The organism is Longimicrobium sp., from assembly GCF_036388275.1.
In the GTDB taxonomy this organism is placed as follows: Bacteria; Gemmatimonadota; Gemmatimonadetes; order Longimicrobiales; family Longimicrobiaceae; genus Longimicrobium.
In genome coordinates, this window is the sequence record NZ_DASVSF010000060.1 from 164495 (window position 1) to 189043 (window position 24549).

A 24549-nucleotide genomic window follows, 5' to 3' on the forward strand; every position below is an offset into this window, starting at 1 on the left:
GGGCGTGATGCTCCCCGCCCCGCCCGCGCACGGAAATGACGAAGTGTGCCGAGGCCTCGGGGTTCGTGACCGCTGCCGCGCCGGTGTTCGGTCGTGCCCCAGGCTAGATCCTTCGGCCCGCGCCGTTCGGCGTGCGGGTGGGTGCGGTGCGCTTGGGCCTCTGGATGACAGATTCGCGCCTTTGGCTCGCTAGGCACCGGTCGCCGCGGCCGAGCCTGAGCGCTAATTTGCTCCCCTGATCCGCAATCCCCAGTACGAGCACGCGATGATCCGCACGTCCGACGAGGTGGCAGAGGCGCTTGGCGCCGGGCAGGCCGTGGTTGCGCTGGAAAGCACCGTGCTCGCCCACGGGCTGCCCCGGCCCCGCAACCTGCAGGTGGGGCTCGCGATGGAGCAGCGCGTCCGCGAAGGGGGTGCGGTTCCCGCCACTGTCGGCGTGCTGGGCGGCGTGCCGCGCGTGGGCCTTTCGCGCGACGAGGTGGAGCGGATGGCGATGGCGGACGGCGTGCTGAAGCTTTCCACGCGCGACCTGCCGGTGCCCGTCGCACGGGGGAGCGATGGCGCGACGACGGTGGCGGCTACGATGTGGCTGGCGCACCGGGCGGGCGTGCAGGTGTTCGCCACCGGCGGCATCGGCGGCGTGCACCGGGGCGAGGACCGCGACGTCTCCGCCGACATCACCGAGCTGGGCCGCACGCCCATGCTGGTGGTGTGCGCGGGGGCCAAGTCGGTGCTGGACCTGCCCGCCACCCGCGAGGCGCTGGAAACGGCGGGCGTCCTGCTCGTGGGATACGGGACGGATGAGCTTCCCGCGTTCTACTCGCCCCGCAGCGGCATTCCGGTCGACGTGCGCGTGGACGACGCGGCGCAGGGGGCCGCCCTCTGGCGCGCGCACCGCGATCTTGGCCTTCCCGGCGCCATGCTGCTGTGCGTCCCTCCGCCGGAAGCGCACGCGCTAGCTGCCGACGAGGTGGATGGTGCCATCGCCCACGCGCTGGAGGACGCGCGCGCGGCAGGGATCCGCGGCAAGGAGGTTACGCCTTTCCTGCTCCGCGCCGTGGCCGAGGCGACGGGCGGGCGCTCGTTGGAGGCGAACGTCGGGCTGCTGCTGAACAACGCGCAGGTGGCGGCTTCTGTCGCCGTTTCGCTGGCGCAGGGGGCGCGGTGACCAAGGACGACGTTCGGCGGGAGGTGCGTGCGCGTCTGCGGGCGCTCTCCGCGGAGGAGCGTGCGGTGGCGGAGGCGGAGATCGCGCGGCGCGTGTGGCAGGTGCCGCAGGTGGCCGACGCGCGCGTGCTGATGCTGTACGCGTCCATGCCCGGCGAGGTGGGGACGGATGCAATCGCGGGTGAGGCGGCGCGGCGCGGCATCACGCTCGTCTATCCCCGCTGCCTGGAGGACCGGCGGCTGTCACTGCACGTCGTCGACACGCTGGACCGCCTGCGCCCCGGGCGCTACGGCATCCGCGAGCCCGACGCGGACGCCTGCCCCGTGCACGAGGTGGCGGCCGTGGACGCCGCGCTGATCCCGGGGCTGGCGTGGGACCGCGCTGGAAATCGCCTGGGCCGCGGCGCCGGCTACTACGACCGGCTGCTGGCCGATCCGGAGTGGCGGGGCTTTCGCTGCGGCCTGTTCTTTTCCATCCAGGAGTTTCCTGCGATCCCGCACGATCCGTGGGATGCGCGCATGCAGGCCATCGTCACGGAAAGCGAAATCGTCTCACCCTGACGAACTTCGTCTCACGCGGACGGTTACGTGGTGGTCATCAGCGGAACGCCGCCGTGGCCGGCCGTGTGGAACAGGAAACCCTGCGTGAAGTGCACGCCCAGGCGCTTCACCGTCTCGTACTCTTCCTCGCGCTCCACCCCCTCGGCGATCACCTTGATGCCGTGGTCGTTGGCGAACGACACCATGGTCTCCACGAGGTTCTGCTTCATGAAGTTGGCGTCGATGCCGCTGATCAGCGAGATGTCGAGCTTGATGAAGTCCGGCTCCAGGTTGGCGATGCTCCCCAGCCCCGCGTAGCCGCTGCCCGCGTCGTCCACGGCGAACCGGAAGCCCCGGTCGCGGAACTCCTTCAGGTATCCCTGGAAGGTGGGATAGTCGGTGATGGCCGTGCGCTCCGTGATCTCCAGCACGATGCGCTCGGGGTGCTCCACGCCCAGCTCGTCCAGGTCCAGGTAGCGGAACGTGGGGTCGCGGAAGTCGTGCGGGTCGATGTTCAGGAACAGGAGCTGGTTCTCGTTCAGGTGCGCGTCCATCCCCTCGATGGCACGCCGGCGGCACAGGCGCGAAAGTTCCCAGATGAGGTTGGCTTCCTCGGCCACGCCGAACATCACCTCGGGCGAACGCAGCGCGCGGTGGGTGCCGCGAGCCAGCGCCTCGAAGCCGTACACCTCGCGCGTTTCGGTGACGACAATGGGATGGTAGACGATGTAGACGGCGCCCTCGCGGAGCGTGGTCTTCAGGTCCGTCACCTTGCGCGCCCGCTCGCGGCTTTCGACGCTGCGGGCCGCCTGCGCCGCCTCGCGGATGCCGCGGTAGATGATGCGCTCGGTGCGCAGCTTGGGGTTGCGGAAGATGGTCGTGGAGCCCACGTAGATCTCGAACAGCCCCGCCACGTCCTCGCCCTGCTCGGCGTCCAGCCGCGTGCGCACGTGCTCCTCGAGCGCGTGCGCCATCTCGTTGATGCGCCGCTCGGCGTCGTCCAGCGCCCCGGGGAGCTCGGAAAAGAAGATGAAGTCGTCGTCCGCCGCGTGCGACACCATCACCACGCCGTCGACGCCGTCGTACTGCTCGTAGAAGTCGCGCACGGCCGAGGCGGTGCTCTGCAGCACCTCGTCGAGCTTTTCCCAGCCGTAGATTTCCTCGAGCTTGGAGTAGCGGACGAACTCGATGTACAGGATGGTCAGCCGGCCGCCGCGCTCCAGCATCTCGCGGCCACGCTCGATCATCACCGGCAGGGTGGGAAAGCCGGTGAAGCGGTCGTACAGGAGCTCTTCGTAGCGCAGGTGCTCGGCGCGCTCGTGCGTGGCGCCGGGGCCGGCGCGCGTGCGCAGGCGCTCCAGCGCGCTCGACACCCGCGCGGCGACTTCCTCGGTGGTGGCGGGAAGGATCAGCCACTCGTCCACCCCCGCGCGCATGGCCAGCCGCGCCTCGGCGTCGTTGCGGCAGGCCGCCACCAGCGCGATGCCCCGCGTCTGCGATTCTTCGCGCGCACGGTCCAGCAGCGCCCGCCGGAACTGCACGACGGCCGCCTCCGGATGCGTGCGCAGGGCGTCGTAGAAGCGGTCGTCGCGCACGGACGAACCGCCCTCGGCGGGCGAGAGCAGCGTGAGCTCGGCTTCCAGTGCCCGCGCGGCGCCTTCTACCGCGGTGCGGAGCGCCTCGTCATCCGCAAATCCCAGGAGCCTCACGCCTTGCCGCCCCTGGCCGCCAGGTTGCGGTTCACCCTGTCCAGCAGGTCCTTGAAGTCCACCGGCTTCACCACGTAGTCGTCGGCGCCGGAGCGCAGCCCTTCGAACTTGTCCTCGAACGCGCCCTTGGCGGTCACCATGATCACCTTCATGCTTCCGTGGGTGGGGTGCGCCTTGATGACGCGGCACACTTCCCAGCCATCCATTCCCGGCATCATCACGTCCAGCAGCACCAGCGCGGGCCTCACCTCGTCGAGGCAGGCCAGCGCCGAGCGGCCGTCCCGCGCCTCCGCGACCGTGAACCCGCGCGACTCCAGGAAGGCGCGCAGGATTTCGACATTGTCGCGGTTGTCGTCCACCACCAGGATGGTTTCGTTCTGATCGGTCACCGACACGGCCGTTCTCCCCTGCGCTTGCTGCGGACGATCCTTGGTCGGGCCGCACGGGCGCAAGAAGCAGGCCCAAAGGGGGCAAAGCCTTGGTGGGCAGGCGTTTACATCCTGTCGAGTGGAATCGGCCGATCCGTGGTGGAGTGCGGCGGCGGCCGGCGCGCATTACCATCCCTCGTTCACCCGTCATCCCGCTCACCTGGTCACCCCCGAGAGACGCTGATGAAACCTCCCTTCTCCCGGCGCTGGCTCCTGGCCCCGCTCGCCGTCCTCCTCACCGCGCCCGCGGCCCGGGCCCAGGCGCTGTACGAAATGCAGGACGGCGTGGAAACACGGTGGACCAGCCCCGAGAACCCCACCGGTGCACGCGGCCGCGGCGGAATGGCGGCGGGCGGGCGGAAGGGGGCGCCCACCATCGCCATTCCCGCGGGGCAGAGCGTGGTGCTGGCGCAGGCGCAGGGCACCAGCGGCACCGTCCGCCGCATCTGGATGACGCTGTGGGACCGCAGCCCGCAGATGCTGCGCAGCCTGCGCATCGACATGTACTGGGACGGCGCCGCCACCCCGGCGGTCAGCGCGCCGCTGGGCGACTTCTTCGGAATCGGGCTGGGGCGGCAGACGCAGTTCGAGTCGGCGCTGTTCAGCAATCCGGAGGGGCGCAGCTTCAACTCCATCGTCCCCATGCCGTTCCGCACGGCAATGCGCATCGTGATGACCAACGAGAGCGGCACCGACGTGCCGGAGCTGTTCTACGACGTGAACTACACGGTGGGCGACCGGCATCCCGCGAACATGCTGTACTTTCACGCGCACTGGCGGCGTGAGAGCCCCACGCGCCTCAAGCAGGACTACGAGATCCTGCCGCGCGTTTCGGGGCGCGGGCGGTACCTGGGCACCAACGTGGGCGTGGCGGTGAACCGCGACGAGTACTTCAACACCTGGTGGGGCGAGGGCGAGATCAAGATCTACCTGGACGGCGACACGCAGCATCCCACGCTGGTGGGCACGGGGACGGAGGACTACGTGGGCACCGCGTGGGGGCAGGGGCGGTACGCGCAGCTGTACCAGGGCTCGCCCATCGCCGACGAGGAGCGGATGCAGTGGGCCTTCTACCGCTACCACGTGCCGGACCCGGTGTTCTTTCGCCGCGACGTGCGGGTTGCGATGCAGCAGATCGGCTACCTGGCCGACCACAGCCGCGGCGGGTTGATCCGCACGGGCAAGCGGATCTATCGCGCCGGGGAGGGGATGGTGGAGATGAACCTGGCGGAGAACGGCAAGTTCGAGCGCTCCGACGACTGGTCGAGCACGGCGTACTTCTACCTGGACCGCCCCGAGAACGGACTTCCCGCGCTGGCCCCGATCGCGGCGCGCACGGCCGGCCTCTGAACCACCGAAAGTTCACCGCTTGACGAAGCGGGCAATTCGGGGATCGTCGTCCGGGTTCCGCAGCCGCAGCTCGCCGCGGGAAAAGGTGCCCGACAGGATCGACACTCCCTCCTCGTCCCCGCTCACGATCAGGCGGAGCGTTTCCCCGTCCACCGTGTAGCGCCCGGTGACGGCGTGCGCGGCCCAGGGCGCGTCGGGGGCGCCGGTGGACGTAGCCATCGTAATGGTGAACTCCCCCGTTTCGTCCAGGGTGATGGTCGAGGCGTGCAGGAACACGCCGGGCTCCGATTCCACGGGTGGCGGCCTGCCGTCCAGGTCCACGAACCTGTACGTGCCCTCCGGCCCGCCGGAGCCTGGCTGCAGGCTGGCGCATGCGGAGGTGCAGAACAGAACGAGCAGCAGGACCAATGCGCGCATGGGAAAGTTCTCGAGGGAGGTGACAGCTTCGCTCACGATGCCGCCCCTGGCTGGTGATGCGCAAGGACCTCGTGGACCCGCGGCCGCGGCGCTCACGTCGGGCATCTAAAGCAGGGCCTCACGCAGAGCCGCAGAGACGCAGAAAGAGAAGAAAAGAGAAAAGAAGAAGATGAGCCACACTCTCGAACCCGCATCGTTATCTCCACTTCTCTTTCTCTCTTTGTTCCTCTCTCTCTCTCTCTGCGGCTCTGCGTCTCTGCGTGAGACAAAAAGAAGGCCGGCCACCTCGCGATGGCCGGCCATTCTCATCGCCCTGCGGCGTCAGTGGCTGCCGGCGGGCGGCGCGAAGCCGCGCTTGCGCATCAGCGCCTCCACGGCCGGGTCGCGCCCGCGGAAGCGTCGGTAGCCCTCCGCCGGGTCGATGGTGTTGCCGATGGAAAAGATGTTCTCGCGAAGCCGGCGCGCCACACCCGGATCGTACAGCCCGCCCGGCGCTTCCAGGAACGCCTCGGCCGCGTCGGCGGTGATCACGTCGGACCACAGGTAGCTGTAATAGCCCGCCGAGTAGCCGTCGCCCGCGAACACGTGCCCGAACTGCGGCGTGCGGTGCCGCATCACGATTTCGCGCGGCATTCCCAGCTGCGCCAGCGTCTCGCGCTCGAAGGCGCGCGGGTCGATGTCGGCGGTGCCGGCCAGGTGAAGCTTCATGTCGATCAGCGCGCTGGCCAGGTACTCCACCGTGGCGAAGCCCTGGTTGAACGTAGCCGCGCGCTTGATGCGGTCTACCAGCTGCTGCGGAATGGGCTCGCCCGTCTGGTAGTGCACCGCGAAGCGCTGAAGCACCTGCGGCGTGCTCAGCCAGTGCTCCAGCAGCTGCGAGGGGAACTCCACGTAGTCGCGCGCCACCGCCGTGCCCGAAAGCGACGGATAGTTCACGTTGGACGACAGCCCGTGCAGCGCGTGCCCGAACTCGTGGAAGAGCGTGGTGGCGTCGTCCCAGGAGATCAGGACGGGCTCGCCCGGCTGCCCCTTCACGAAGTTGGAGTTGTTGGAAACGATGGTGGTGATCTCGCCGGCGTACCGCTCCTGGTTGCGGTACGCGTTCATCCACGCGCCAGAGCGCTTGCCGGCGCGGGCGTACGGATCGAAGTACCAGAGGCCGATGTGGCGGCCGGAGGCGCGGTCCGTCACCTCGTAGACGCTCACGTCGGGGTGGTACACCGGCACGTTCTCTACCGGCCGGAAGGCGAACCCGAACAGCTCGCCCGCCACCCAGAACATCCCCTCGCGCAGCTTGTCGAGCTGCAGGTACGGCTTCACCTGGTTCTGGTCCAGGTCGTAGCGCTCCTTGCGCACCTTCTCGGCATAGAAGCGGTAGTCCCACGGCTCGATGGTGATGCCGGCGCGCTCGGCGTTGGCAACCGCCTGCATGTCGGCCACCTCCTGGCGCACGCGGGCAACGGCCGGCGTCCACACCGCCTCCATCAGCTGCATGGCGCGCTCGGGCGTCGCAGCCATGGCGTTCTCCAGCCGCCAGTGCGCGTGCGTGGGGTAGCCCAGCAGGTTGGCCCGCTCGGCGCGCAGCTTCAGGATCTCGCGGATGATCTCGTGGTTGGCCGTGGCGCCCTCTTCGCCGCGGTTCACGAACATCTTCCACGCCCGCTCGCGCAGGTCGCGGCGAGTGCTGTAGGTGAGGAGCGGGTCGATGGACGAGCGCGTGTTGTTGATCAGCCAGGCGCCCGGCATGTTGCGGGCGGTGGCCGCGGCCGCGGCGGCGTCGCGCAGCGACTGGGGAAGCCCCGCCAGCTCGGCCGTGTCGCGCAGGACGATGAACTGGTCGGTCTCGTCCTTCAGCACGTTCTGGCCGAAGTTCGTATACAGCCCGGCCAGACGCTGGTTGATCTGCGACAGGCGCGCCTTGGCGGTGCCGTCCAGCCGGGCGCCCGCGCGGACGAAGTTGGTGTAGTAGCGCCACGCCAGCCGCTGCTGCTCCGGCGTCCAGCTGGATTTCTGGGGCGAGTTGTACACGGCCTCGATGCGGCGGAACAGCGCCTCGTTCTGCGTGATCCGGTCGCTGAACGCGGCCAGGCGCGGGGCCATCGTGCGCTCCACCGACTGGAACTCCGGCCCGTTCATGGTGGAGCTCCACACGCCGTAGATGGTGCTCACCCGGTCCAGCGCAGACCCGGCGCTTTCCATCGCGGCCAGCGTATTCTCGAAGGTGGGCGCGGCGGGGTTGGCGGCGATGCGGTCGATCTCCGCCATCTGCTGCGCCATCGCCGCTTCCATCGCGGGTTCGAAGTCCCGCACCCGCACCTGGTGAAAGGGCGGGATTCCGCCGTACGGGCCCGTCCAGTCGGCCAGCAGCGGGTTGCCGGCGGCGCCGGGCATGGCCGCGGCGGGTTCGGGGGAGATGGTGTCGTTGGTCTGCACGGGGGCGCATCCGGCGGCGGCGGTCGCAAGCACCAGCGCGGCGGTGCGGGAAAACAGGGAATCGCGCATTGTGTCCCAGGGTTCGGGCAATCCAGCCCCGGCACGCGGTGCCGGGGTTCAAACAGACGGATACACTAACCGGAAACGTTTCGGCGGGGTAGGTACGCGGATGGGCCGCGCGCGTTCCGCTCCGCCGTGATCCGGCCGCGGGACGCCGGGAGAAAGCGATGGGGTGGCGGGATCAGGACGCCTCGCGCACCATCTGCACGCGGATCCCGCCGCTGGTCCCGTATCCGTACGACGCGTCGCTGAAGGGCACGCATCCGCGCACCGGGAGGACGAAGACCTCGGTGGCCCCCGCGCGCACCTTGCCCAGCGGGTACACGACGGTTTGCAGGCGGCAGCTCATCTCCACGTCCGCGCCCGAGCCGTTGTACACCCGCGCCGAGGCGAACCCGGCGTCGGGCGACGCGGTGCGCGGGGAGGCGGCGCCGCACGCGGAAAGCGGCGCCAGGGCCGCGCAGGCAAGGACGAGCATCAGGCGGGGATGGAGCATCGGGAACTCCCGGCGGGGGTAGAAGAGACAGGTGCCGCAACGACGATAGCGCGCGCGGCGCGCCCGCGAAAGCGCGCCGTTCGCCACGGCCACTTGCGCGATCGGCCTCTCGGCGCTATCATCCCGTCGCGCCTTCACGGGCGCCGCGGCGAGTTGTTGCGATTGCTCCGCGTTATAAATGTGCTAAAGCGCTCGGGGGGCCCCGGCGCATTCGCGTTCGGGGCCCCCTTTCGTTTTTGAGATGACTGGATTCCGGCCTGGCGCGGCAGCGCGCGGGCGGGGCGGGCGCTTTGAAGAGACAGCTTGGCGGGCCCGCCACGTAACGGAAGATCCGCCTAAAGCGTCGCGAGGGCCTGCCCGTCCGGCTGGACGCGCGGGCCCTTTGCGCAATCCCCCAACACTGCTCTACCGCAGGAGAGCCGATGAGCACCGTGGTTACCGAGACCGAAGCGCCCGCCGCCGTAAGCTATACCTTTACCTCCGAGTCGGTGTCCGAGGGGCACCCCGACAAGGTGTGCGACTTCATCGCCGACAGCATCCTGGATGCCCACCTGGCCCAGGACCCTGCCAGCCGCGTGGCGTGCGAGGTGCTGGTCAAGGAAGACAACGTGGTGCTCGCCGGCGAGATCACCTCGTCCGTGAAGGTGGACTACGAGCAGGTGGTGCGCGATGCCATCCGCGAGATCGGCTACGTCGACGCCGACCAGCCGTTCCACGCCGACACGGTGAAGATCATCTCCTTCCTTTCGGCGCAGGCGGCCGAGATCGCCCAGGGCGTCGACGAGGAGACCAGCGAGTCCGGCGAGCAGGGCGCCGGCGACCAGGGGATCATGTTCGGCTACGCGACAGCCGAGACGCCGGAGCTGATGCCGCTTCCCATCCTGCTTTCGCACCGGCTGGCCCGCTCGCTGGCCACGCACCGCAAGGCCGGGACGGTCGACTGGCTTCGTCCCGACAGCAAGACGCAGGTGTCCGTGGTCTACGAGGGCAACACCCCCGTGGCCGTCACCGACGTGCTGGTGAGCACGCAGCACGCGGCCGGCGTGTCGCGCGACGAGATCCGCCACCTGGTGGCCACCACCATCATCCCCGAGGCGCTGGGCCACTGGTACCACGACGACCTGCGGATCATGGTGAACCCCACGGGGAGCTTCGTGCAGGGCGGCCCCTCGGCCGACGCGGGCGTCACCGGGCGCAAGATCATCGTCGACACCTACGGAGGCATGGGACGCCACGGCGGCGGCGCGTTCAGCGGCAAGGACCCGTCGAAGGTGGACCGCAGCGGCGCGTACTTCTGCCGCTTCGTGGCGCGCGAGATCGTCAAGGCGGGGCTGGCCCAGCGCGCCGAGGTGCAGGTGGCGTACGCCATCGGCGTGGCGCAGCCGGTGTCGGTGAAGGTCGACACCTTCGGCACGGGCGACGCCCGCGCGGCCGCCGAGTACGTGCGCGAGAACTTCGACTTCCGGCCGGGCGCCATCATCCAGCGGCTGGACCTGCTGCAGCCCATCTACCGCAAGACCACCAACTACGGCCACTTCGGCAAGGCCGAGCTGCCCTGGGAGCGGTAAGGACTCACGATGGAAACGGGAGTGGACCCAACGCCGCTCCCGCGCATTGTCATTCTGAAGGAGGCCCCGGGCGGGCAGTAGCGGCCCGGTGCAGGTTCAGCCGGGCCGACTGAAGAATCCGCCACGAGGCTGGCCTGGTGCGCTCCGGCTGGTGTGTGGCGGATTCCTCAGTCGCTGCGAAGTACGACGCTGGGGTAGGCTGGGCGTGGCCGCTCCTTCGGAATGACAGACACGCTCGACCGGGGCCCCTTCGCGGGGTCCATGCTCTGACGGGCGGCACCGTGCCGCTCGGGACCTGAACGAAAGACATTGGGCAGACCGATGGCGATTCGCGCCGTAGCGATGATGTGCATGTGCATGTGTCAGTGCGTCCTCCCCCCGGGAGAGACGGACGGGCGCGCACGTGCACGCAGGTCGCACGGATAGCGCGAGGATCGCCGGGCACAGCCCGGAGACCGATTCCACCCGCCCGGCCCTCTCCACTCACGGAGAGGGCCGGGCTTTTTTGTACCCCCGGATCCGGAAGGGATCACACCAACATGAGCATCATCGCCGAAGCCGAACGCAAGCTGGGCCTGGGCACACGCACCGTGCAGTCCGGGCAGGAGAGCGCCGATTCCGCCACGAATGCGCGGGCAGTGCCCATCTACGCCACCACGTCGTACGTGTTCAACAGTCCCGACCACGCGGCCAGCCTGTTCGGGCTCAAGGAGTTCGGGAACATCTACACCCGCATCATGAACCCCACGTCGGACGTGTTCGAGCGGCGGATCGCCGAGCTGGAGGGCGGGGTGGCGGCTGTCGCGACCAGCAGCGGGCAGAGCGCGCAGACGCTGGCGCTGCTGAACCTGGCGCAGGCGGGAGAGAGCATCGTCGCGTCGTCCGCGCTGTACGGCGGCACCTTCACCCTGCTCAAGTACACGCTGGGCCGGCTGGGCATCACCACGCGCTTCGTGGACGGCAACGATCCCCAGGCGTTCGCCGCCGCCATCGACGAGACCACCAAGGCCGTGTACGTGGAAACCATCGGCAACCCCAAGCTGGAGGTGCCCGACTTCCGCGCCATCGCCGACGTGGCGCACGCGGCCGGGGTGCCGCTGGTGGTCGACAACACCTTCGGCACGCCGTTCCTCAGCCGCCCCATCGAGCACGGGGCCGATATCGTCGTCCACTCGGCCACCAAGTGGATCGGCGGGCACGGCACGGCCATCGGCGGCGTGGTCGTCGACGGGGGCACGTTCGACTGGGGCGCGTCGGAGCGCTTCCGCAACTTCTACGTCGATCCCGAGCCGGCGTACCACGGCCTGTCGTTCGCGCCCACCTTCGGCAACATCGCGTTCGCCATCCGTCTGCGGGTGCTGCTGCTGCGCGACATCGGCGCGGCGGTCTCGCCCTTCAACTCCTTCCTCTTCCTGCAGGGGCTGGAGACGCTTCACCTGCGCATTCAGCGGCACAGCGAGAACGCGCTGGCGGTCGCGCGCTTCCTGGAGGGCCACCCGGCCGTGAGCTGGGTGAGCTACCCGGGTCTGGAGAGCCACCCCACGCACCAGACGGCGAAGCGTTACCTGAGTGGCGGATTCGGTGGGGTGCTCACCTTCGGCGTACTGGGTGGGGAAGATGCCGCGAAGAAGGTGATCGAGGAGGTGAAGCTCTTTTCCCTGGTCGCCAACGTGGGCGATGCCAAGAGCCTGATCATCCACCCGTGGAGCACCACGCACGAGCAGCTGGAGCCGGCGGAGCGCGAGGCGGCCGGCGTTACGGCCGATCTCGTCCGCCTCTCCGTGGGCATCGAGGACGCGGTGGACCTGCTGGCGGACCTGGACGCGGCGTTGCGCGCCGCGGTCGGGCTGTGAGCAGCGGGATCGTGGTGCTGAAGTTCGGCGGAACGTCGCTCGGCTCGCCCGGGCGCGTTCGCCGGGCGGCGGCGCGGGTGCACGCGCACCTGCGCCGCGGGCGCCGCCCCGTGGTGGTCGTCAGCGCCATGGGCGGCGCCACGGACCGCATCGTCCGGCTGCTTGGCGCCGTCTCCCCGGGCGGACGGCCGGACGGGCGCGAGGCGGACCGCGCGCTCGCCACGGGGGAAGACCTGTCCGCGGCTCTTCTGGCCGCGGCGCTTCGCGGGCGGGGCGTGGGCGCCCGCAGCCTGCGCGGCGGCGAGGCCGGGGTGTGCGCGGCGGGCGCATTCTGCGGCGCGCGGATCGAGGATGTGGACCCGCGCCCGATCCTCTCCCTCGTCGACTCGGGCACCGTTCCCGTCATCAGCGGCTTTCAGGGCGCGCGGGACGACGGCGAGACGGTGACGCTGGGGCGCGGCGGATCGGATACTTCCGCCGTGGCGATCGCCGCGGCGCTGGGACCGGCCCCGTGCCACATCATCACCGACGTCGACGCCGTGTTCGACCGCGATCCCGCCGTGCACGCAAACGCGCGCCGGATCGGCGAGATCGACCCGCTCGCCCTGGTGGTCCTCGCCCAGTCCGGGGCCAGGGTCATCCATGCGGAGGCGGCGCGGCTGGCGCTGACGCACGGCGTCACGCTCCGCGTCTACGCGCACTGGGCGCCGCTCTCTGGGCGCGGCGGAACCGTCGTCCGTGCCGCGCGGGCGCTGTCGGAGGCCGCATGAGCCGCCGCGAGCTGCACGTTCAGCGCGTCCCCCGGTTCGCGGTGGAGTCGGGTGAGGTGCTGCACGACGTTCGGCAGGCGTACCACCTGGACGGCGCGCTGAACGAGGAGCGCGACAACGTCGTCCTCGTCTTCCACGCGCTCACCGGGTCCGCGGACGCGGCGGGCGGATGGTGGACGGAGGTGATCGGCCCCGGCAAGCCGATCGATACCAACCGCCACGCCGTGCTCTGCGCCAACCTGCTGGGTTCGTGCTACGGCACCGCGGGCCCGTGGGAGCCGGGGCGCGAGGACTTTCCCCTCGTCACCACGCGCGACCAGGCCCGCCTCGTCCAGCTCCTGGTGGACGAACTGGGCATCACGAACGTCGCGCTGGCCGTGGGTGGATCGCTGGGCGGAATGGTGGCGATGGAGTGGGCCGTCCAGAACCCAGGGCTGGCGGATGCCGTCGTCGTGCTCGCGGCCCCAGCGGCGCACACCGCATCCGCCACCGCGTGGAACCACATCCAGCGGCAGGCGATCGAGGCCGCGGGGGAGCGCGGGGTGGAGATCGCCCGGATGATCGGGATGATGACCTACCGCACGCCCGGCGAGCAGGCGTCGCGGTTCGGGCGGCGGCGGGAGGTGGATGGTGGCTGGTCCATCGCCTCGTATCTGGAGCACCACGGTCGCAAGCTGCGCGACCGCTTCGACCCGCGCAGCTACGTCGCACTAACCAGGGCGATGGACAGCCACGACGTGGGCCACGGCCGGGGTGGCGTCGCGGCCGCACTGAAGTCCATCCAGGGCCGGCTGATCGGCGTCGGCATTCCCGGTGACGTGCTGTACAGCGATGCGGACGTGCGGAGCTGGGTCGATGCGGCCGGGGCAGAGTACCGGGAGATCCGCTCTCTCCATGGCCACGACGCGTTTCTGCTGGAGCCCGAACAGACGGCCGCCATCCTGGCCGAAGCGCTGGAACACGCCGTCCATCTCGTGGAGAGGTGACGATGAGCACTGCACTGAAGATCGCGACCGCCGACGTCCGCATCCCCTCCGTCGCCCGCGGCCCGCGGGTGGTCCGCGTAGCGCTCGCGGGATGCGGAACCGTAGGCGGCGACCTCGTACGCCTGCTGAACCAGGGCGCCGCCGAGATCCGCGCGCGGCACGGCCTGCGCTTCGAACTCGTCCGCGTGCTCGTGGCGCACGGCGAGCGCCCGCGCCCCGGCGAGCTGGACCGCGCGCTGCTGACGACGGACGTGGATACCTTTCTCGCCACGGAAGCGGACCTCGTGGTGGAGGCCATCGGCGGCTCTGACCCGGCGCTCCGCATCGCGCGGGCGACGCTGGCGGCGGGGCGGCGGCTGGTGACGGCCAACAAGGCGCTGATCGCGGCGCACGGGCCGGAACTGGCTGAACTGGCGCGCACCCACCGCGGGCGGCTGGACTTCGAGAGCGCGGTGATGGGCGGCGTTCCCGTGATCCGCGTCCTGCGCGAGCCCCTGTCGCTGACGGGCATCCGGTCGATCCGCGGCATCCTGAACGGAACCACCAACTACATCCTCAGCCGGCTGGAGGATGGATGGACCTTTCCCGCCGCCCTCGCGGAGGCGCAGGCGCGCGGCTTCGCCGAGGCGGACCCGTCGCGCGACCTGAGTGGCGAGGATGCGGCCGACAAGGTGCGCATCCTGGCGTGGCTCGCCTTCGGCGCCGATCCCGCGCGGCTCGACGTGCGGCGACGCGGCTTGGGCGACGGCGCCGAGCGGCTGGCCCACGCCGCTCGCGCGCTGGGTGGCGTTGTGCGGCTGGTGGCGGAGACTGCGCGGCTTCCGGAGGGCGTGGTGGCGAGCGTGGAGCCGGTGCTCGTCGGCACCGCCTCAGAGCTGGGCCGCACGCGCGACGAGGAGAACGCGGTGGTGATCGAGAGCGAGTGGAACGGGCGGGTGCGGCTCTCCGGCCTCGGCGCGGGCGGCGCGCCGACCGCGTCGGCACTGCTGGGCGACATGGTGCGCGCCACGGTCCGCCACCGCGCGCCCGCGGACGGGGGAACGCCGTCCATCCCCGACCGCCGTCCGCACGCCTGGGTCATCGCGGTGGAGCGAGGCCAACTCCCCGAAGCCGCGCTCCGGGCGACGCTGGACCGCGTGGAGGTAGAGGTGGACCGCATCGTCCGCGGCAAGGGCGTGAGCGTCATGGGGACGCATCCCACGCCGTGGCCGCGCATCGGGCTGGCGGTGCGGGCGCTGGAGGGGCAGGGGCTGGCCCCGGCGGTGCTGCGGGTCGCGGAGTAGGGGCTCCCACGTACTGATGCGGGCACGGCCTCCTGTGGTGAATGCCGCGGCGCCCCCTATCCCCAACCCTTCCCCCGCAAACTGCGCGGGGGAAGGGAGCCAGCATTGTGAATCAGGGGAGTGCCGGTGGTGAGCTGAGCCTGTACCCGGCGCTGGGAGCGGTCGGAAATCGGCCGTGCAGTTCCCGGCTGCCCTCTCCCCCCGGCCCCCTCTCCCGCAAGCGGGCGAGGGGGAGAATTCGAGTACGCTTCGGCAGGTGCGGCGTGCGTGCGGTTGAGCCCCGAACGCGGACGCGCGAGCGGCCCGAGTCGGGGCTTTCCGCTGTCCCAGTTGCGGATTCACCCGCTTTGGAAACGGCCTCTTGGAACTGCACGGGTGCTGCGCGAGGGTGGGTTTCGGTGCGCTACGGACGGTGTGTGGCGGATCCATCAGTCGCCGCGATGTTTGGTGTGCGGGCGAGTATGCCGGGGTCGCTCCATCGGGATGACAACCGCGTGCACCGACCGCTCTCGGCCCACCGGGGTACAGAATCCCGTATACTTCGGGTGGTGGCGGGTCGCGGAACGTTGCACCGTCGCGGACCGCGCCCTAGTTTGCCCTACTCGCAGTAACCCCGGCCCGGCCCGCTGCTTGCGGGCCGCTCGCCGGGCCGTGATCCTGAGGCGGGGCCGCGAGAACGCGCGCTCCGCCTCGCCGCACCCGTCGGCAAACGGTGGGGCCCGGCCCCACGGAGCAGTGATATGAGCGCCACCACCACGCCCGACGTTCCTGCCCGCGGCTACGCGCCCCAGGGCAAGGACAACGGCATCGTAAAGAGCAAGGGCACCGTCAACCTGCCGGCCCCCACGGGCGGCGAGGCGGTGCCGCACCGCGCCCGCAAGCCCGAGTGGCTGAAGGTGCGCGCGCCCGGCAGCCCCAACTACCTGCGCCTCAAGGACCTGATGCGCTCGCAGGGGCTGCACACGGTGTGCGAGGAGGCGCACTGCCCCAACATCGGCGAGTGCTGGGAAAGCGGCACCGCCACGTTCATGATCCTGGGCGACGTGTGCACCCGCGCCTGCAAGTACTGCGCGGTCGCCCACGGCCTGCCCACGGAGCTGGACTGGGACGAGCCGCGCCGCGTGGCGGATTCGGTGGTGACCATGGGGCTGGAGCACGCGGTGATCACCTCCGTCAACCGCGACGAGCTCAAAGACGGCGGCGCCGCCATCTACGCCGAGTGCATCCGGCAGATCCACGAGCGCGTTCCCGGCTGCTCGGTCGAGGTGCTGATCCCCGACCTCAAGGGCAACGAGGACGCGCTGCGGGTGGTGGTCGAGGCGCGCCCGGAGATCCTGGCGCACAACATCGACACCGTCGAGCGGCTGGCGAAGGCGCTTCGCCCCGGCGCGCGCTACTGGCGCAGCATCTCGTTCCTGGGCGCCGTCAAGCGGATGAACCCGGCGCAGCTCACCAAGAGCGCCATCATCCTGGGGATGGGCGAGACGGAAGACGAGATCTACCAGTCGATGAAGGACCTGCGCGAGGCCTCGGTCGACATCCTTACGCTGGGCCAGTACCTGCGCCCGTCGGAGCACCACGTGCCGCTGGACCGCTGGGTGCATCCCGACGAGTTCCGCCGCTGGAAGGAGATCGGCGAGCGCGAGCTGGGCTTCGGCCACGTAGAAAGCGGGCCGCTGGTGCGCTCGTCGTACCACGCCAAGGAGCAGGCGCGCACCATCGACGCGGGCGGCCCGGGAAGCATCACGCAGATCGTTGACGCCGACGTGGACTCCGACGTGCAGATCGACGCGTCCGAAGCCGCCCTGCGCGCCGCGATGGTCCGGCCCCCCGCGCCGCGCCTGGTGCAGATCGGCGGACTGTAGTTCGCGTGGCGGAACAGCGCCTGCGGGCGTACGTGGACACCTCTGTATTTGGAGGTACGCCGAAGGAGGTCGGTGCTAATGACTGAACCACAGATCGACTGCGTGGCGCTGATGCGGGACATCCGCGACAGGTTGAACGACGAGGTCGCGGGGCTGACACCCGAGCAGCGCCGGGAATACATCCGGCGCTCCGCGGAGAGGGTGCGGCGGGAGCTGCCGCTGCCGGACTATCCGGCCGGGGTCGAAGGCCGACTGAAGCGGGCGGCCCTTTGACGCTCCCCCCACTACCCGCCATGGTCCGGCCCCCCGCGCCGCGCCTGGTGCAGATCGGCGGATTGGGCTGATGCCGGCGCTCTCGTCCGACGTGCGCGTCACCATCGACGAGTACCTGGACGGGATCGAACTCGCGATGGAGTTCCGCGAGTACGTGGATGGATGCATACGGACTGTCGCTCCCACCACCCTCGAGCACGCGCTCCTGGTGACCAGCATTGGGACCGTCCTGAACGGCGCGGCGAGGCGGGAAGGATGCCAGATCCTTCGTCGCGGGATGTTGATCGGAGCGGCCGGCGGGGACGTATTCTCCCCTGACGTGATGGCGTACTGCGGGGAACCTCGAGTGGCGCGTCATGATGGTGGCACCGATCTGCTCCTGAACCCGGTTCTGCTGGTCGAGATCGTTTCGCCGGAGAGCGAAGGGTACGAGCGCGGCAGGAAGTGGCAGGGCTATCGCAGCATCCCGTCGCTGCAGGAGTACCTGCTGGTGGCAGAGGAGGAGCCGCGGGTGGAGCGCTTCACGCGCCACGGAGAGCATTTCTGGCTGTATGGCGAGACGACGGGCCTGGACGGCGAGATCCAGCTGGAATCGTTGAACGTTACGCTGAAGCTGGCCGACATCTACGACGGCGTGCTTCCGGCAGATTCGGGAAGAGAAGAGTGATGGCAGACGAAAACACGCAGGTAATCGCGCAGGCCGAAGACCAGGCGCCCGAGGCGGCGGTGCAGGAAGCCGCCCCCGACCGCGAGGCGATGACGGCCGAAAAGCCGGCGCTGAGCGACGAGGAGCGGCTGCAGGGGCTGGAGCCCGAGAAGCTGCGCAAGATGATGTACGACATGCTGCTGGCGCGCCGCTTCGAGGAGAAGGTTGCCGAGGCGTACGCGCTGGGCAAGATCGGCGGCTTCTGCCACCTGTACATCGGCCAGGAAGCCGTCGCGGTCGGCGCCATCCACGCGCAGACGCCCGAAGACTACGTGATGACGGCCTATCGCGAGCACGTGCACGCGCTGCAGTGCGGCGTTACCCCCGGCGCCGTGATGGCCGAGCTGTACGGCCGCGCCGACGGCTGCAGCAAGGGCAAGGGCGGCAGCATGCACATGTTCGACGCCGAAAAGAACTACCTGGGCGGCCACGGCATCGTGGGCGGCCAGATTCCGCTGGCGCTGGGCGTGGCGTGGAAGATCAAGTACCGCCAGGAAGAGCGGGTCATCCAGGTGTACTGCGGCGAGGCGGCGGTGAACCAGGGCGCGTTCCACGAGTCGCTGAACATGGCGGCGCTGTGGAAGGTGCCCATGATCCTGATCGTCGAGAACAACCGCTTCGGCATGGGGACGGCCTGGGAGCGCGCGTCGTCGCTGTACGACATCTACCAGAAGGCCACAGCCTACGCGATGCCGTCGGCCGTGGCGGACGGCATGGACGTGCTCGACATGTACCGCGTCACCAAGGAGGCCGTGGACCGCGCCCGCGCCGGCGGCGGCCCCACGCTGATCGAGGCGCGCACCTACCGCTTCGTGGGCCACTCCATGTCCGACCCCGTCTCCGGCGTGTACCGGACGAAGGAGGACGTGGAGAAGGAAAAGGGGAACGACCCCATCCGCATCTTCGCCGACCTGCTGGCGCGCCAGAACATCCTGAGCCAGGAAGAGCTGGAGCAGATGGACGAAGAGGTGAAGCGCGTCTCGGAAGAGTCCGCCGACTTCGCCGAAAAGTCGCCGGAGCCCGCCGTGGACGAGCTCTACACCGAGATCTACGCAACCGAGGACGTCAACGGACGCCTCTACTTCGACGGGAGGCGGTAAGGGCAGTGCCAAGTACCCAGTCCCAAGTACCAAGTGGACGGAAGCCGATCTCGCGCTTTGAGGATCTCGTGGTCTGGCAGAAGGCGAAGGGCCTGTCCGTGCACGTGTATCGAGTGACGGCCAGCGGCCCGTTCGCCAGGGACTTGGGGTTGCGTACTCAGATTCAGCGCGCGGCCGTGTCGGTGATGTCGAACATCGCCGAGGGCTTCGACCGGAATAGCAGGGCGGAGTTCGCCCGGTTCCTCGCCATTGCGCGCGGATCTGCAGGAGAGGTCCGCAGCCAGGTTTATCTGGCCAGCGAGTTGGGCTACATCGACGAAGCAACCTCCCGCGCACTGCTGCGGGAGTGCATCGAGATCACCAGAATGCTGGTGGGGCTTCGGAAGCGGCTGGGAGCCTAATCCATGATGGCACTTGGTACTTGGCACTCGGCACCTACTGCACTCAACCTGGGGTAAAGGTCGGATGGCTGTTATTACGTATCGTGAGGCCCTGAACCAGGCTCTCGCCGAGGAGATGGCGCGCGATCCGGACGTGTTCCTGATGGGCGAGGAAGTGGGCGTGTACAACGGCGCCTACAAGGTTTCCAAGGGGCTGCTGGAAAAGTTCGGCGAGATGCGCGTGGTCGACACGCCCATCACCGAGCTGGGCTTCGCGGGGCTGGGCGTGGGCGCGGCCATGACGGGCGTGCGCCCCGTGATCGAGTTCATGACCTGGAACTTCGCCATCCTGGCGTTCGACCAGATCTTCAACTCGGCCGCCAAGATGCGCTCCATGAGCGGCGGCCAGTTCAAGATGCCCATCACCTTCCGCGGCCCCACCGGCGCCGCGCTCCAGCTGGCCGCGCAGCACTCGCAGGCGCTGGAGAGCCAGGTGGCGCATTACCCGGGTGTGAAGGTGGTCGTCCCCGGCACCCCGGCCGATGCCAAGGGGCTGCTGAAGGCCGCCATCCGCGACGACGACCCGGTGTGCGTCTTCGAGGGCGAAATGCTGTACAACCTCAAGGGCGAGGTGCCCGAGGACGACGACTTCATCATCCCGCTGGGCGTGGCCGACCTGAAGCGCCAGGGGAGCGACGTGTCGATCATCACGCACGGCAAGATGATCCACGTGGCGCTGCAGGCGGCCGCGCAGCTGGAAAAGAACGGCATCGACGCCGAGGTGCTGGACCTGCGCAGCCTTCGCCCGCTGGACACCGACGCCATCCTGGCCACCGTCGCCAAGACCAACCGCGTGGTGCTGCTGGAAGAGGGCTGGGCCTTCGGCGGCATCACGGCCACCATCGCCGCGCTGATCCAGGAAGAGGCGTTCGACCACCTGGACGCCCCGGTGCTGCGCGTCACGCAGGCCGACGTGCCCATGCCGTACGCCAAGGCCATGGAACGCGCCGCCAAGCCCAGCGTCGAGATGGTGATCCAGAAGGTGAACCAGGTTCTCTACAGATAAGTGCGTGAGTGCGTGAGTGCGTGAGTGCGGAAGTCCCTTCCCCTCGCGCACTGACGCACCAACGCACTCACGCACTTCTCCGAGACGACGATGGCGACGAAAGTCTACATGGAGGCGCTCTCCCCCACGATGGAAGAGGGGCGCCTGATCAGCTGGCTGAAGAACGAGGGCGACGACGTCAAGGAAGGCGACGTCCTGGCCGAGGTCGAGACCGACAAGGCCACCATGGAGCTGGTGGCCCGAGGCTCGGGCGTGCTTCGCAAGCGCCTGATCGGCGACGGCGAAACCTCGCCGGTCGGCACCATGATCGCCGTGATCGCCGGGGCCGACGAGGACGTCTCCAGCCTCACGGGCGGGGCCGACGCCAAGCCGTCGCCGGCTCCGGCGGCCGCCACAGGCGAGGCCAGCCCTCCGGCTGCGTCCCAAGCGGGCTCGGCGGCGCAGGATGAGGCCGGAGCACCGCAGGCCGATGCGTCGCCCACCCCCACGTCCGACGCCAAGCCACAGGCAACGTCCGCCGAGGCGCAGCCCTCCACCGTCTCCGCCGAGGGCGGGGCGGACGGCGGGCGGGTAAAGGCCTCGCCTCTGGCCCGCAAGTTGGCCGCAGAGGCGGGGATGCAGATTGGCGCCGTGCAGGGCAGCGGGCCGGGCGGGCGCATCGTCAAGCGCGACATCGAGGAGGCCGTCGCCCGCGGCGGCACCCCGGCGGCGGCCGCCGCGCCAGCTGCCCCGGCCGAAGCCGCGCAGCCGCAGGTCCCTGCGCCCGCGCCCGTGCCGGTGTCGACGGACGCGCGCTTCCGTGCGCACCCGCTCACGCAGATGCGCAAGACCATCGCGCGTCGCCTGGCGCAGTCCATCGGCCCCGTTCCCACCTTCTACCTCACCATCGAGGTGGACATGGGCCAAGCGATGTCCCTGCGGGGCCGCATCAACGAGCGCTTTGCCAAGGAGGGCGTCAAGACCAGCCCCAACGACCTGGTGATCAAGGCCGTCGCCGTCGCGTTGCGCAGGCACCCGTTCGTGAACGCGGCGTGGACGGGCGACGCCATCCACCTCTTCGAGCAGGTGCACATCGGCGTGGCCGTGGCCATCGACGAGGGGCTGATCACGCCGGTGATCCGCGACGCCGACCTCAAGGGCATCTCCGACATCTCGCGCGAGGTCAAGGAGCTGGCTGGCCGGGCGCGGGAAAAGAAGCTGAAGCCCGAGGAGTTCACGGGAAGCACCTTCAGCATCAGCAACCTGGGGATGTTCGGCATCGAGGAGTTCACCGCGATCATCAACCCGCCCGAGGCGGCGATCCTGGCCGTGGGCGCCATCACCCCCAAGGTGGTGGTGGACGACGACGGGAACATGGCCATCCGCCAGCGGATGCGCGTCACCCTCTCCTGTGACCACCGGGTGATCGACGGTGCAACGGGTGCGGCGTTCCTGCAGACGCTGAAGCAGTACCTGGAAGACCCGATGCTGATGATCGCCTGACGACGATCCGTCTCCATCGATTCGACGGGCCCGGCCGGGATTCTCTCGGCCGGGCCTTTTTCCGCGCGGGGGCTGGCGCGGCGCGGCGTTCTCCGCAATGATACGCAGGCTGATCGCTCCGACGCGGGTTCCGCGTTCCGCTCACGTACCGCAAACGAGTTCCATGCGCATTTACGCCCTTGCCCTGCTGCTGCTCGCCGCGCCCGCCGCCGCGCAGCAGCCGCGCCAGCTAACCGCCCAGGACTACGCCCGTGCCGAGCGGTTCCTGGGCGCCAACACCGCGCCGCTGGTCAGCGGCATCGCCGCCCGCCCCACGTGGCTGGAGGACGGGCGGTTCTGGTACCGCGCTACCACCCCGGGGGGCAGCGCCTTCTTCGTGGTAGACCCGGCGCGGCGCACCCGCGAGGCGCTGTTCGACCCCACGCGCCTTGCGTCGGCGCTGGCCGCCGTCTCCGGCCGCCCCGTGCAGGCAGGCCAGATCCCCCCGTTCGAGCTGGCGAAGGACAGCCGCTCCATCACGGTGCGCGCGCAGAACCGCCAGTGGAGCTGCGACCTGCAGGCGTACACCTGCGCCCCGGCCGACTCGTCGGCGGCGGCGCCCGGCGCGCCGGAGAACTCCAGCGTTTCGCCCGACGGGCGCTGGGCGGTGTTCATCCGCGATTTCAACCTGTGGGCGAAGGAGCTGTCCACCGGCGCCGAGACGCAGCTGACCCGCGACGGCACCCGGGAGTTCGGCTACGCCACCAACAACGCCGGCTGGACGCACGGCGACGACCCGGTGCTCACCTGGTCGCCCGACTCGCGGCAGATCGCCACCTTCCAGCACGACGCCCGCGGCACCTCCGACATGTACCTGGTGTCGACCAACGTGGGCGAGCCGCGGCTGGAAGCATGGAAGTACCCGCTTCCGGGCGACAGCGTGATCTTCCGCATCCATCGCGTGATCATCGGCAGGGGGGCGGACGGGCGGCCGCAGGTGGTGCGGCTGAACATGCCGGCCGATGCGCACCGCTCCACCGTGTCGGACCACGTGCAGTGCGGCGGCGGCACCCTCTGCGACGTGCAGTGGTATCCCGACGGCTCGCACGTGGCCTTCGTTTCCAGCTCGCGCGACCACAAGACGGCCTGGTTCCGCGTGGCCAACGCGCGCACGGGCGAGGTGCGCACCCTGTTCGAGGAGCGCAGCAACACGCAGGTGGGCGACGCGGCGTTCACGGAGAACCTGTGGCGCGTGCTCCCCGGCTCCAACGAGCTGATCTGGTGGTCGCAGCGCGACAACTGGACGCATCTCTATCTCTACGACCTGGCGACCGGGCGGCTGAAGAACCGCATCACCACCGGCGAGGGGAACGTCGTCGACATCGTGCGGGTGGATGAGCGGACGCGCACCATCTACTTCATGGGCCAGGGCAGGGAGCAGGGGCGCGACCCGTACTTCCAGCACCTGTACCGCGTGGGCTTCGACGGCCGCGGGCTGCGGCTGCTGACGCCGGAGAACGCCAACCACACCGTCTCCCTCTCGCCGGACGGCCGGTACGTCGTCGACACCTACTCCACCCCCGACACGCCGCCGGTCACCGTGCTGCGCGACATGACGGGACGGGTGCTGCAGACGCTGGAACGCGCCGACATCTCGCGCCTGCTGGCGACGGGGTGGCGTCCGCCCACGCCCATCCGCATGAAGGGGCGCGACGGCACCACGGACATCTACGGGCTGATGTACACGCCGTCCAATCTGGATTCCACGCGGACGTACCCCATCGTCAACCACATCTACCCGGGTCCGCAGTCGGGAAGCGTGGGCAGCCGCAGCTTCTCGCCCGCCCGCGGCGACAGCCACGCGCTGGCCGAGCTGGGGTTCATCGTCGTGCAGATCGACGGCATGGGCACGCCGGGCCGCTCCAAGGCGTTCGCCGACGCGTACTACGGCCGCATGGGCGACAACACGCTGCCGGACCAGATCGCCGGGATGCGTGAGCTGGCGCGGCGCCATCGCTTCATCGACATCGACCGGGTGGGCATCTGGGGCCACTCGGGCGGCGGGTTCGCCACGGCGGCGGCCATGTTCCGGCACCCCGACTTCTTCGACGTGGGCGTGTCGCAGTCGGGCAATCACGACAACCGCAACTACGAGGACGACTGGGGCGAGCGGTACCACGCGATGCTGGTGAAGAACGGCGAGACGGACAACTACGCCCAGGAGGCCAACCAGACGCACGCCGCCAACCTGCGCGGCAGGCTGCTGCTGGCCCACGGCGGCATGGACGACAACGTGCCGCCCTACAACACCCTGCTGGTGGCCGACGCGCTGATCAAGGCGGGCAAGGACTTCGACCTGCTGGTCTTCCCCAACGCGCGCCACGGCTACGGCGCCGACAACAACTACATGATGCGGCGCCGCTGGGACTACTTCGTCCGGCACCTGATGGGCGCCGAGCCGCCCCGCGACTACCAGATCGGCCGGCCGCGCCCCGCGTCCGACTAGTCTCGGAACATCCACCGGCGCGCGTCCAACCCCTCGCGCGCCGCTCGAGAAGGCCCGGCCGAAACCCGGCCGGGCCTTCGTCCGTTCCATCTCTCTGGATGGGCGGTGGGGGCCGCCCTATCTTCGCTGTAC

The 24549-nt window shown here is 69.7% G+C and carries 21 protein-coding genes; 16 read left to right on the forward strand and 5 right to left on the reverse strand.

What is annotated here, in order from left to right:
* Positions 1-265: 265 nt before the first annotated feature.
* Together VF632_RS13255 and VF632_RS13260 are read left to right on the forward strand one after the other, a co-directional pair.
* On the forward strand, positions 266-1168 hold the full coding sequence (locus VF632_RS13255) for a pseudouridine-5'-phosphate glycosidase (protein ID WP_331023380.1): 903 nt from the start codon (positions 266-268) through the stop codon (positions 1166-1168).
* On the forward strand, positions 1165-1728 hold the full coding sequence (locus VF632_RS13260) for a 5-formyltetrahydrofolate cyclo-ligase (RefSeq protein WP_331023381.1): 564 nt from the start codon (positions 1165-1167) through the stop codon (positions 1726-1728). Before VF632_RS13255 ends, VF632_RS13260 begins: the two co-directional genes overlap by 4 nt.
* Positions 1729-1751: 23 nt before the next feature.
* On the opposite strand, the gene VF632_RS13265 is transcribed toward VF632_RS13260, so the two are convergent.
* The gene (locus VF632_RS13265; RefSeq protein WP_331023382.1) at positions 1752-3416 is read right to left on the reverse strand and encodes an EAL domain-containing protein; all 1665 of its coding nucleotides are present in this window, start codon (positions 3414-3416) and stop codon (positions 1752-1754) included.
* The gene (locus VF632_RS13270; protein WP_331023383.1) at positions 3413-3811 is read right to left on the reverse strand and encodes a response regulator; all 399 of its coding nucleotides are present in this window, start codon (positions 3809-3811) and stop codon (positions 3413-3415) included. The genes VF632_RS13265 and VF632_RS13270 overlap by 4 nt, the downstream gene beginning before the upstream one ends.
* Before the next feature lie 216 nt (positions 3812-4027).
* Here VF632_RS13270 and VF632_RS13275 point away from each other — a divergent pair, with 216 nt between their 5' ends.
* Positions 4028-5194: a glycoside hydrolase family 172 protein gene (locus VF632_RS13275; protein ID WP_331023384.1), complete on the forward strand. Its 1167-nt coding sequence runs from the start codon at positions 4028-4030 to the stop codon at positions 5192-5194.
* A 12-nt stretch (positions 5195-5206) separates the two neighbouring features.
* Here the strand turns inward: VF632_RS13275 and VF632_RS13280 are convergent, their stop codons facing one another.
* From VF632_RS13280 to VF632_RS13290, 3 genes are all read right to left on the reverse strand, one after another.
* Positions 5207-5611: a hypothetical protein gene (locus VF632_RS13280; RefSeq protein WP_331023385.1), complete on the reverse strand. Its 405-nt coding sequence runs from the start codon at positions 5609-5611 to the stop codon at positions 5207-5209.
* Positions 5612-5932: 321 nt separating this feature from the next.
* Complete coding sequence (locus VF632_RS13285; RefSeq protein ID WP_331023386.1) at positions 5933-8113, reverse strand: M3 family metallopeptidase; 2181 nt, start codon at positions 8111-8113, stop codon at positions 5933-5935.
* 172 nt (positions 8114-8285) lie between these two features.
* Positions 8286-8600, reverse strand: a complete 315-nt coding sequence (locus VF632_RS13290) for a hypothetical protein (RefSeq protein ID WP_331023387.1) — start codon at positions 8598-8600, stop codon at positions 8286-8288.
* Between the two features lie 422 nt (positions 8601-9022).
* Between VF632_RS13290 and metK the strand changes: the two genes are divergently transcribed.
* From metK to VF632_RS13355, 13 genes are all read left to right on the forward strand, one after another.
* A complete protein-coding gene (gene metK, locus VF632_RS13295) occupies positions 9023-10168 on the forward strand; it encodes a methionine adenosyltransferase (RefSeq protein ID WP_331023388.1) in 1146 nt (381 codons plus the stop codon).
* 539 nt (positions 10169-10707) lie between these two features.
* Positions 10708-12021 carry an O-acetylhomoserine aminocarboxypropyltransferase/cysteine synthase family protein gene (locus VF632_RS13300; protein ID WP_331023389.1) on the forward strand — a complete coding sequence of 438 codons (1314 nt, stop codon included), beginning with the start codon at positions 10708-10710 and terminating at the stop codon, positions 12019-12021.
* Positions 12018-12791 carry a hypothetical protein gene (locus tag VF632_RS13305; RefSeq protein ID WP_331023390.1) on the forward strand — a complete coding sequence of 258 codons (774 nt, stop codon included), beginning with the start codon at positions 12018-12020 and terminating at the stop codon, positions 12789-12791. The genes VF632_RS13300 and VF632_RS13305 overlap by 4 nt, the downstream gene beginning before the upstream one ends.
* Positions 12788-13777, forward strand: coding sequence for a homoserine O-acetyltransferase family protein (locus tag VF632_RS13310; protein ID WP_331023391.1), 990 nt, complete (start codon positions 12788-12790; stop codon positions 13775-13777). Before VF632_RS13305 ends, VF632_RS13310 begins: the two co-directional genes overlap by 4 nt.
* Positions 13778-13779: 2 nt before the next feature.
* The gene (locus VF632_RS13315; RefSeq protein WP_331023392.1) at positions 13780-15060 is read left to right on the forward strand and encodes a homoserine dehydrogenase; all 1281 of its coding nucleotides are present in this window, start codon (positions 13780-13782) and stop codon (positions 15058-15060) included.
* 740 nt (positions 15061-15800) lie between these two features.
* Positions 15801-16925 carry a lipoyl synthase gene (lipA, locus tag VF632_RS13320; RefSeq protein ID WP_331023393.1) on the forward strand — a complete coding sequence of 375 codons (1125 nt, stop codon included), beginning with the start codon at positions 15801-15803 and terminating at the stop codon, positions 16923-16925.
* Between the two features lie 78 nt (positions 16926-17003).
* Positions 17004-17198: a hypothetical protein gene (locus tag VF632_RS13325; RefSeq protein ID WP_331023394.1), complete on the forward strand. Its 195-nt coding sequence runs from the start codon at positions 17004-17006 to the stop codon at positions 17196-17198.
* 70 nt (positions 17199-17268) lie between these two features.
* Positions 17269-17865 (forward strand): Uma2 family endonuclease, encoded by a 597-nt coding sequence (locus tag VF632_RS13330; RefSeq protein WP_331023395.1) that lies wholly within the window; start codon positions 17269-17271, stop codon positions 17863-17865.
* Entirely contained in the window at positions 17865-19004 is a 1140-nt protein-coding gene (gene pdhA, locus VF632_RS13335) for a pyruvate dehydrogenase (acetyl-transferring) E1 component subunit alpha (protein WP_331023396.1), read from the forward strand. The genes VF632_RS13330 and pdhA overlap by 1 nt, the downstream gene beginning before the upstream one ends.
* A 68-nt stretch (positions 19005-19072) precedes the next feature.
* Positions 19073-19405 carry a four helix bundle protein gene (locus VF632_RS13340; RefSeq protein WP_331023397.1) on the forward strand — a complete coding sequence of 111 codons (333 nt, stop codon included), beginning with the start codon at positions 19073-19075 and terminating at the stop codon, positions 19403-19405.
* A 64-nt stretch (positions 19406-19469) separates the two neighbouring features.
* The gene (locus tag VF632_RS13345) at positions 19470-20450 is read left to right on the forward strand and encodes a pyruvate dehydrogenase complex E1 component subunit beta (protein ID WP_331023398.1); all 981 of its coding nucleotides are present in this window, start codon (positions 19470-19472) and stop codon (positions 20448-20450) included.
* 90 nt (positions 20451-20540) lie between these two features.
* Positions 20541-21932: a pyruvate dehydrogenase complex dihydrolipoamide acetyltransferase gene (locus VF632_RS13350; protein WP_331023399.1), complete on the forward strand. Its 1392-nt coding sequence runs from the start codon at positions 20541-20543 to the stop codon at positions 21930-21932.
* Positions 21933-22095: 163 nt separating this feature from the next.
* On the forward strand, positions 22096-24417 hold the full coding sequence (locus VF632_RS13355) for a S9 family peptidase (RefSeq protein WP_331023400.1): 2322 nt from the start codon (positions 22096-22098) through the stop codon (positions 24415-24417).
* The last annotated feature ends 132 nt before the right edge of the window (positions 24418-24549 follow it).

What these genes read in the sequence shown, in the direction of transcription:
- lipA (WP_331023393.1), top strand. Translation starts at nt 15,801, where the DNA reads ATGAGCGCCACCACCACGCCCGACGTTCCTGCCCGCGGCTACGCGCCC.
- VF632_RS13330 (WP_331023395.1), top strand. Translation starts at nt 17,269, where the DNA reads ATGCCGGCGCTCTCGTCCGACGTGCGCGTCACCATCGACGAGTACCTG.
- VF632_RS13310 (WP_331023391.1), top strand. Translation starts at nt 12,788, where the DNA reads ATGAGCCGCCGCGAGCTGCACGTTCAGCGCGTCCCCCGGTTCGCGGTG.
- VF632_RS13275 (WP_331023384.1), top strand. Translation starts at nt 4,028, where the DNA reads ATGAAACCTCCCTTCTCCCGGCGCTGGCTCCTGGCCCCGCTCGCCGTC.
- VF632_RS13355 (WP_331023400.1), top strand. Translation starts at nt 22,096, where the DNA reads ATGCGCATTTACGCCCTTGCCCTGCTGCTGCTCGCCGCGCCCGCCGCC.
- VF632_RS13315 (WP_331023392.1), top strand. Translation starts at nt 13,780, where the DNA reads ATGAGCACTGCACTGAAGATCGCGACCGCCGACGTCCGCATCCCCTCC.
- pdhA (WP_331023396.1), top strand. Translation starts at nt 17,865, where the DNA reads ATGGCAGACGAAAACACGCAGGTAATCGCGCAGGCCGAAGACCAGGCG.
- metK (WP_331023388.1), top strand. Translation starts at nt 9,023, where the DNA reads ATGAGCACCGTGGTTACCGAGACCGAAGCGCCCGCCGCCGTAAGCTAT.
- VF632_RS13325 (WP_331023394.1), top strand. Translation starts at nt 17,004, where the DNA reads ATGACTGAACCACAGATCGACTGCGTGGCGCTGATGCGGGACATCCGC.
- VF632_RS13345 (WP_331023398.1), top strand. Translation starts at nt 19,470, where the DNA reads ATGGCTGTTATTACGTATCGTGAGGCCCTGAACCAGGCTCTCGCCGAG.
- VF632_RS13280 (WP_331023385.1), bottom strand. Translation starts at nt 5,611, where the DNA reads ATGCGCGCATTGGTCCTGCTGCTCGTTCTGTTCTGCACCTCCGCATGC.
- VF632_RS13300 (WP_331023389.1), top strand. Translation starts at nt 10,708, where the DNA reads ATGAGCATCATCGCCGAAGCCGAACGCAAGCTGGGCCTGGGCACACGC.
- VF632_RS13255 (WP_331023380.1), top strand. Translation starts at nt 266, where the DNA reads ATGATCCGCACGTCCGACGAGGTGGCAGAGGCGCTTGGCGCCGGGCAG.
- VF632_RS13290 (WP_331023387.1), bottom strand. Translation starts at nt 8,600, where the DNA reads ATGCTCCATCCCCGCCTGATGCTCGTCCTTGCCTGCGCGGCCCTGGCG.
- VF632_RS13285 (WP_331023386.1), bottom strand. Translation starts at nt 8,113, where the DNA reads ATGCGCGATTCCCTGTTTTCCCGCACCGCCGCGCTGGTGCTTGCGACC.
- VF632_RS13350 (WP_331023399.1), top strand. Translation starts at nt 20,541, where the DNA reads ATGGCGACGAAAGTCTACATGGAGGCGCTCTCCCCCACGATGGAAGAG.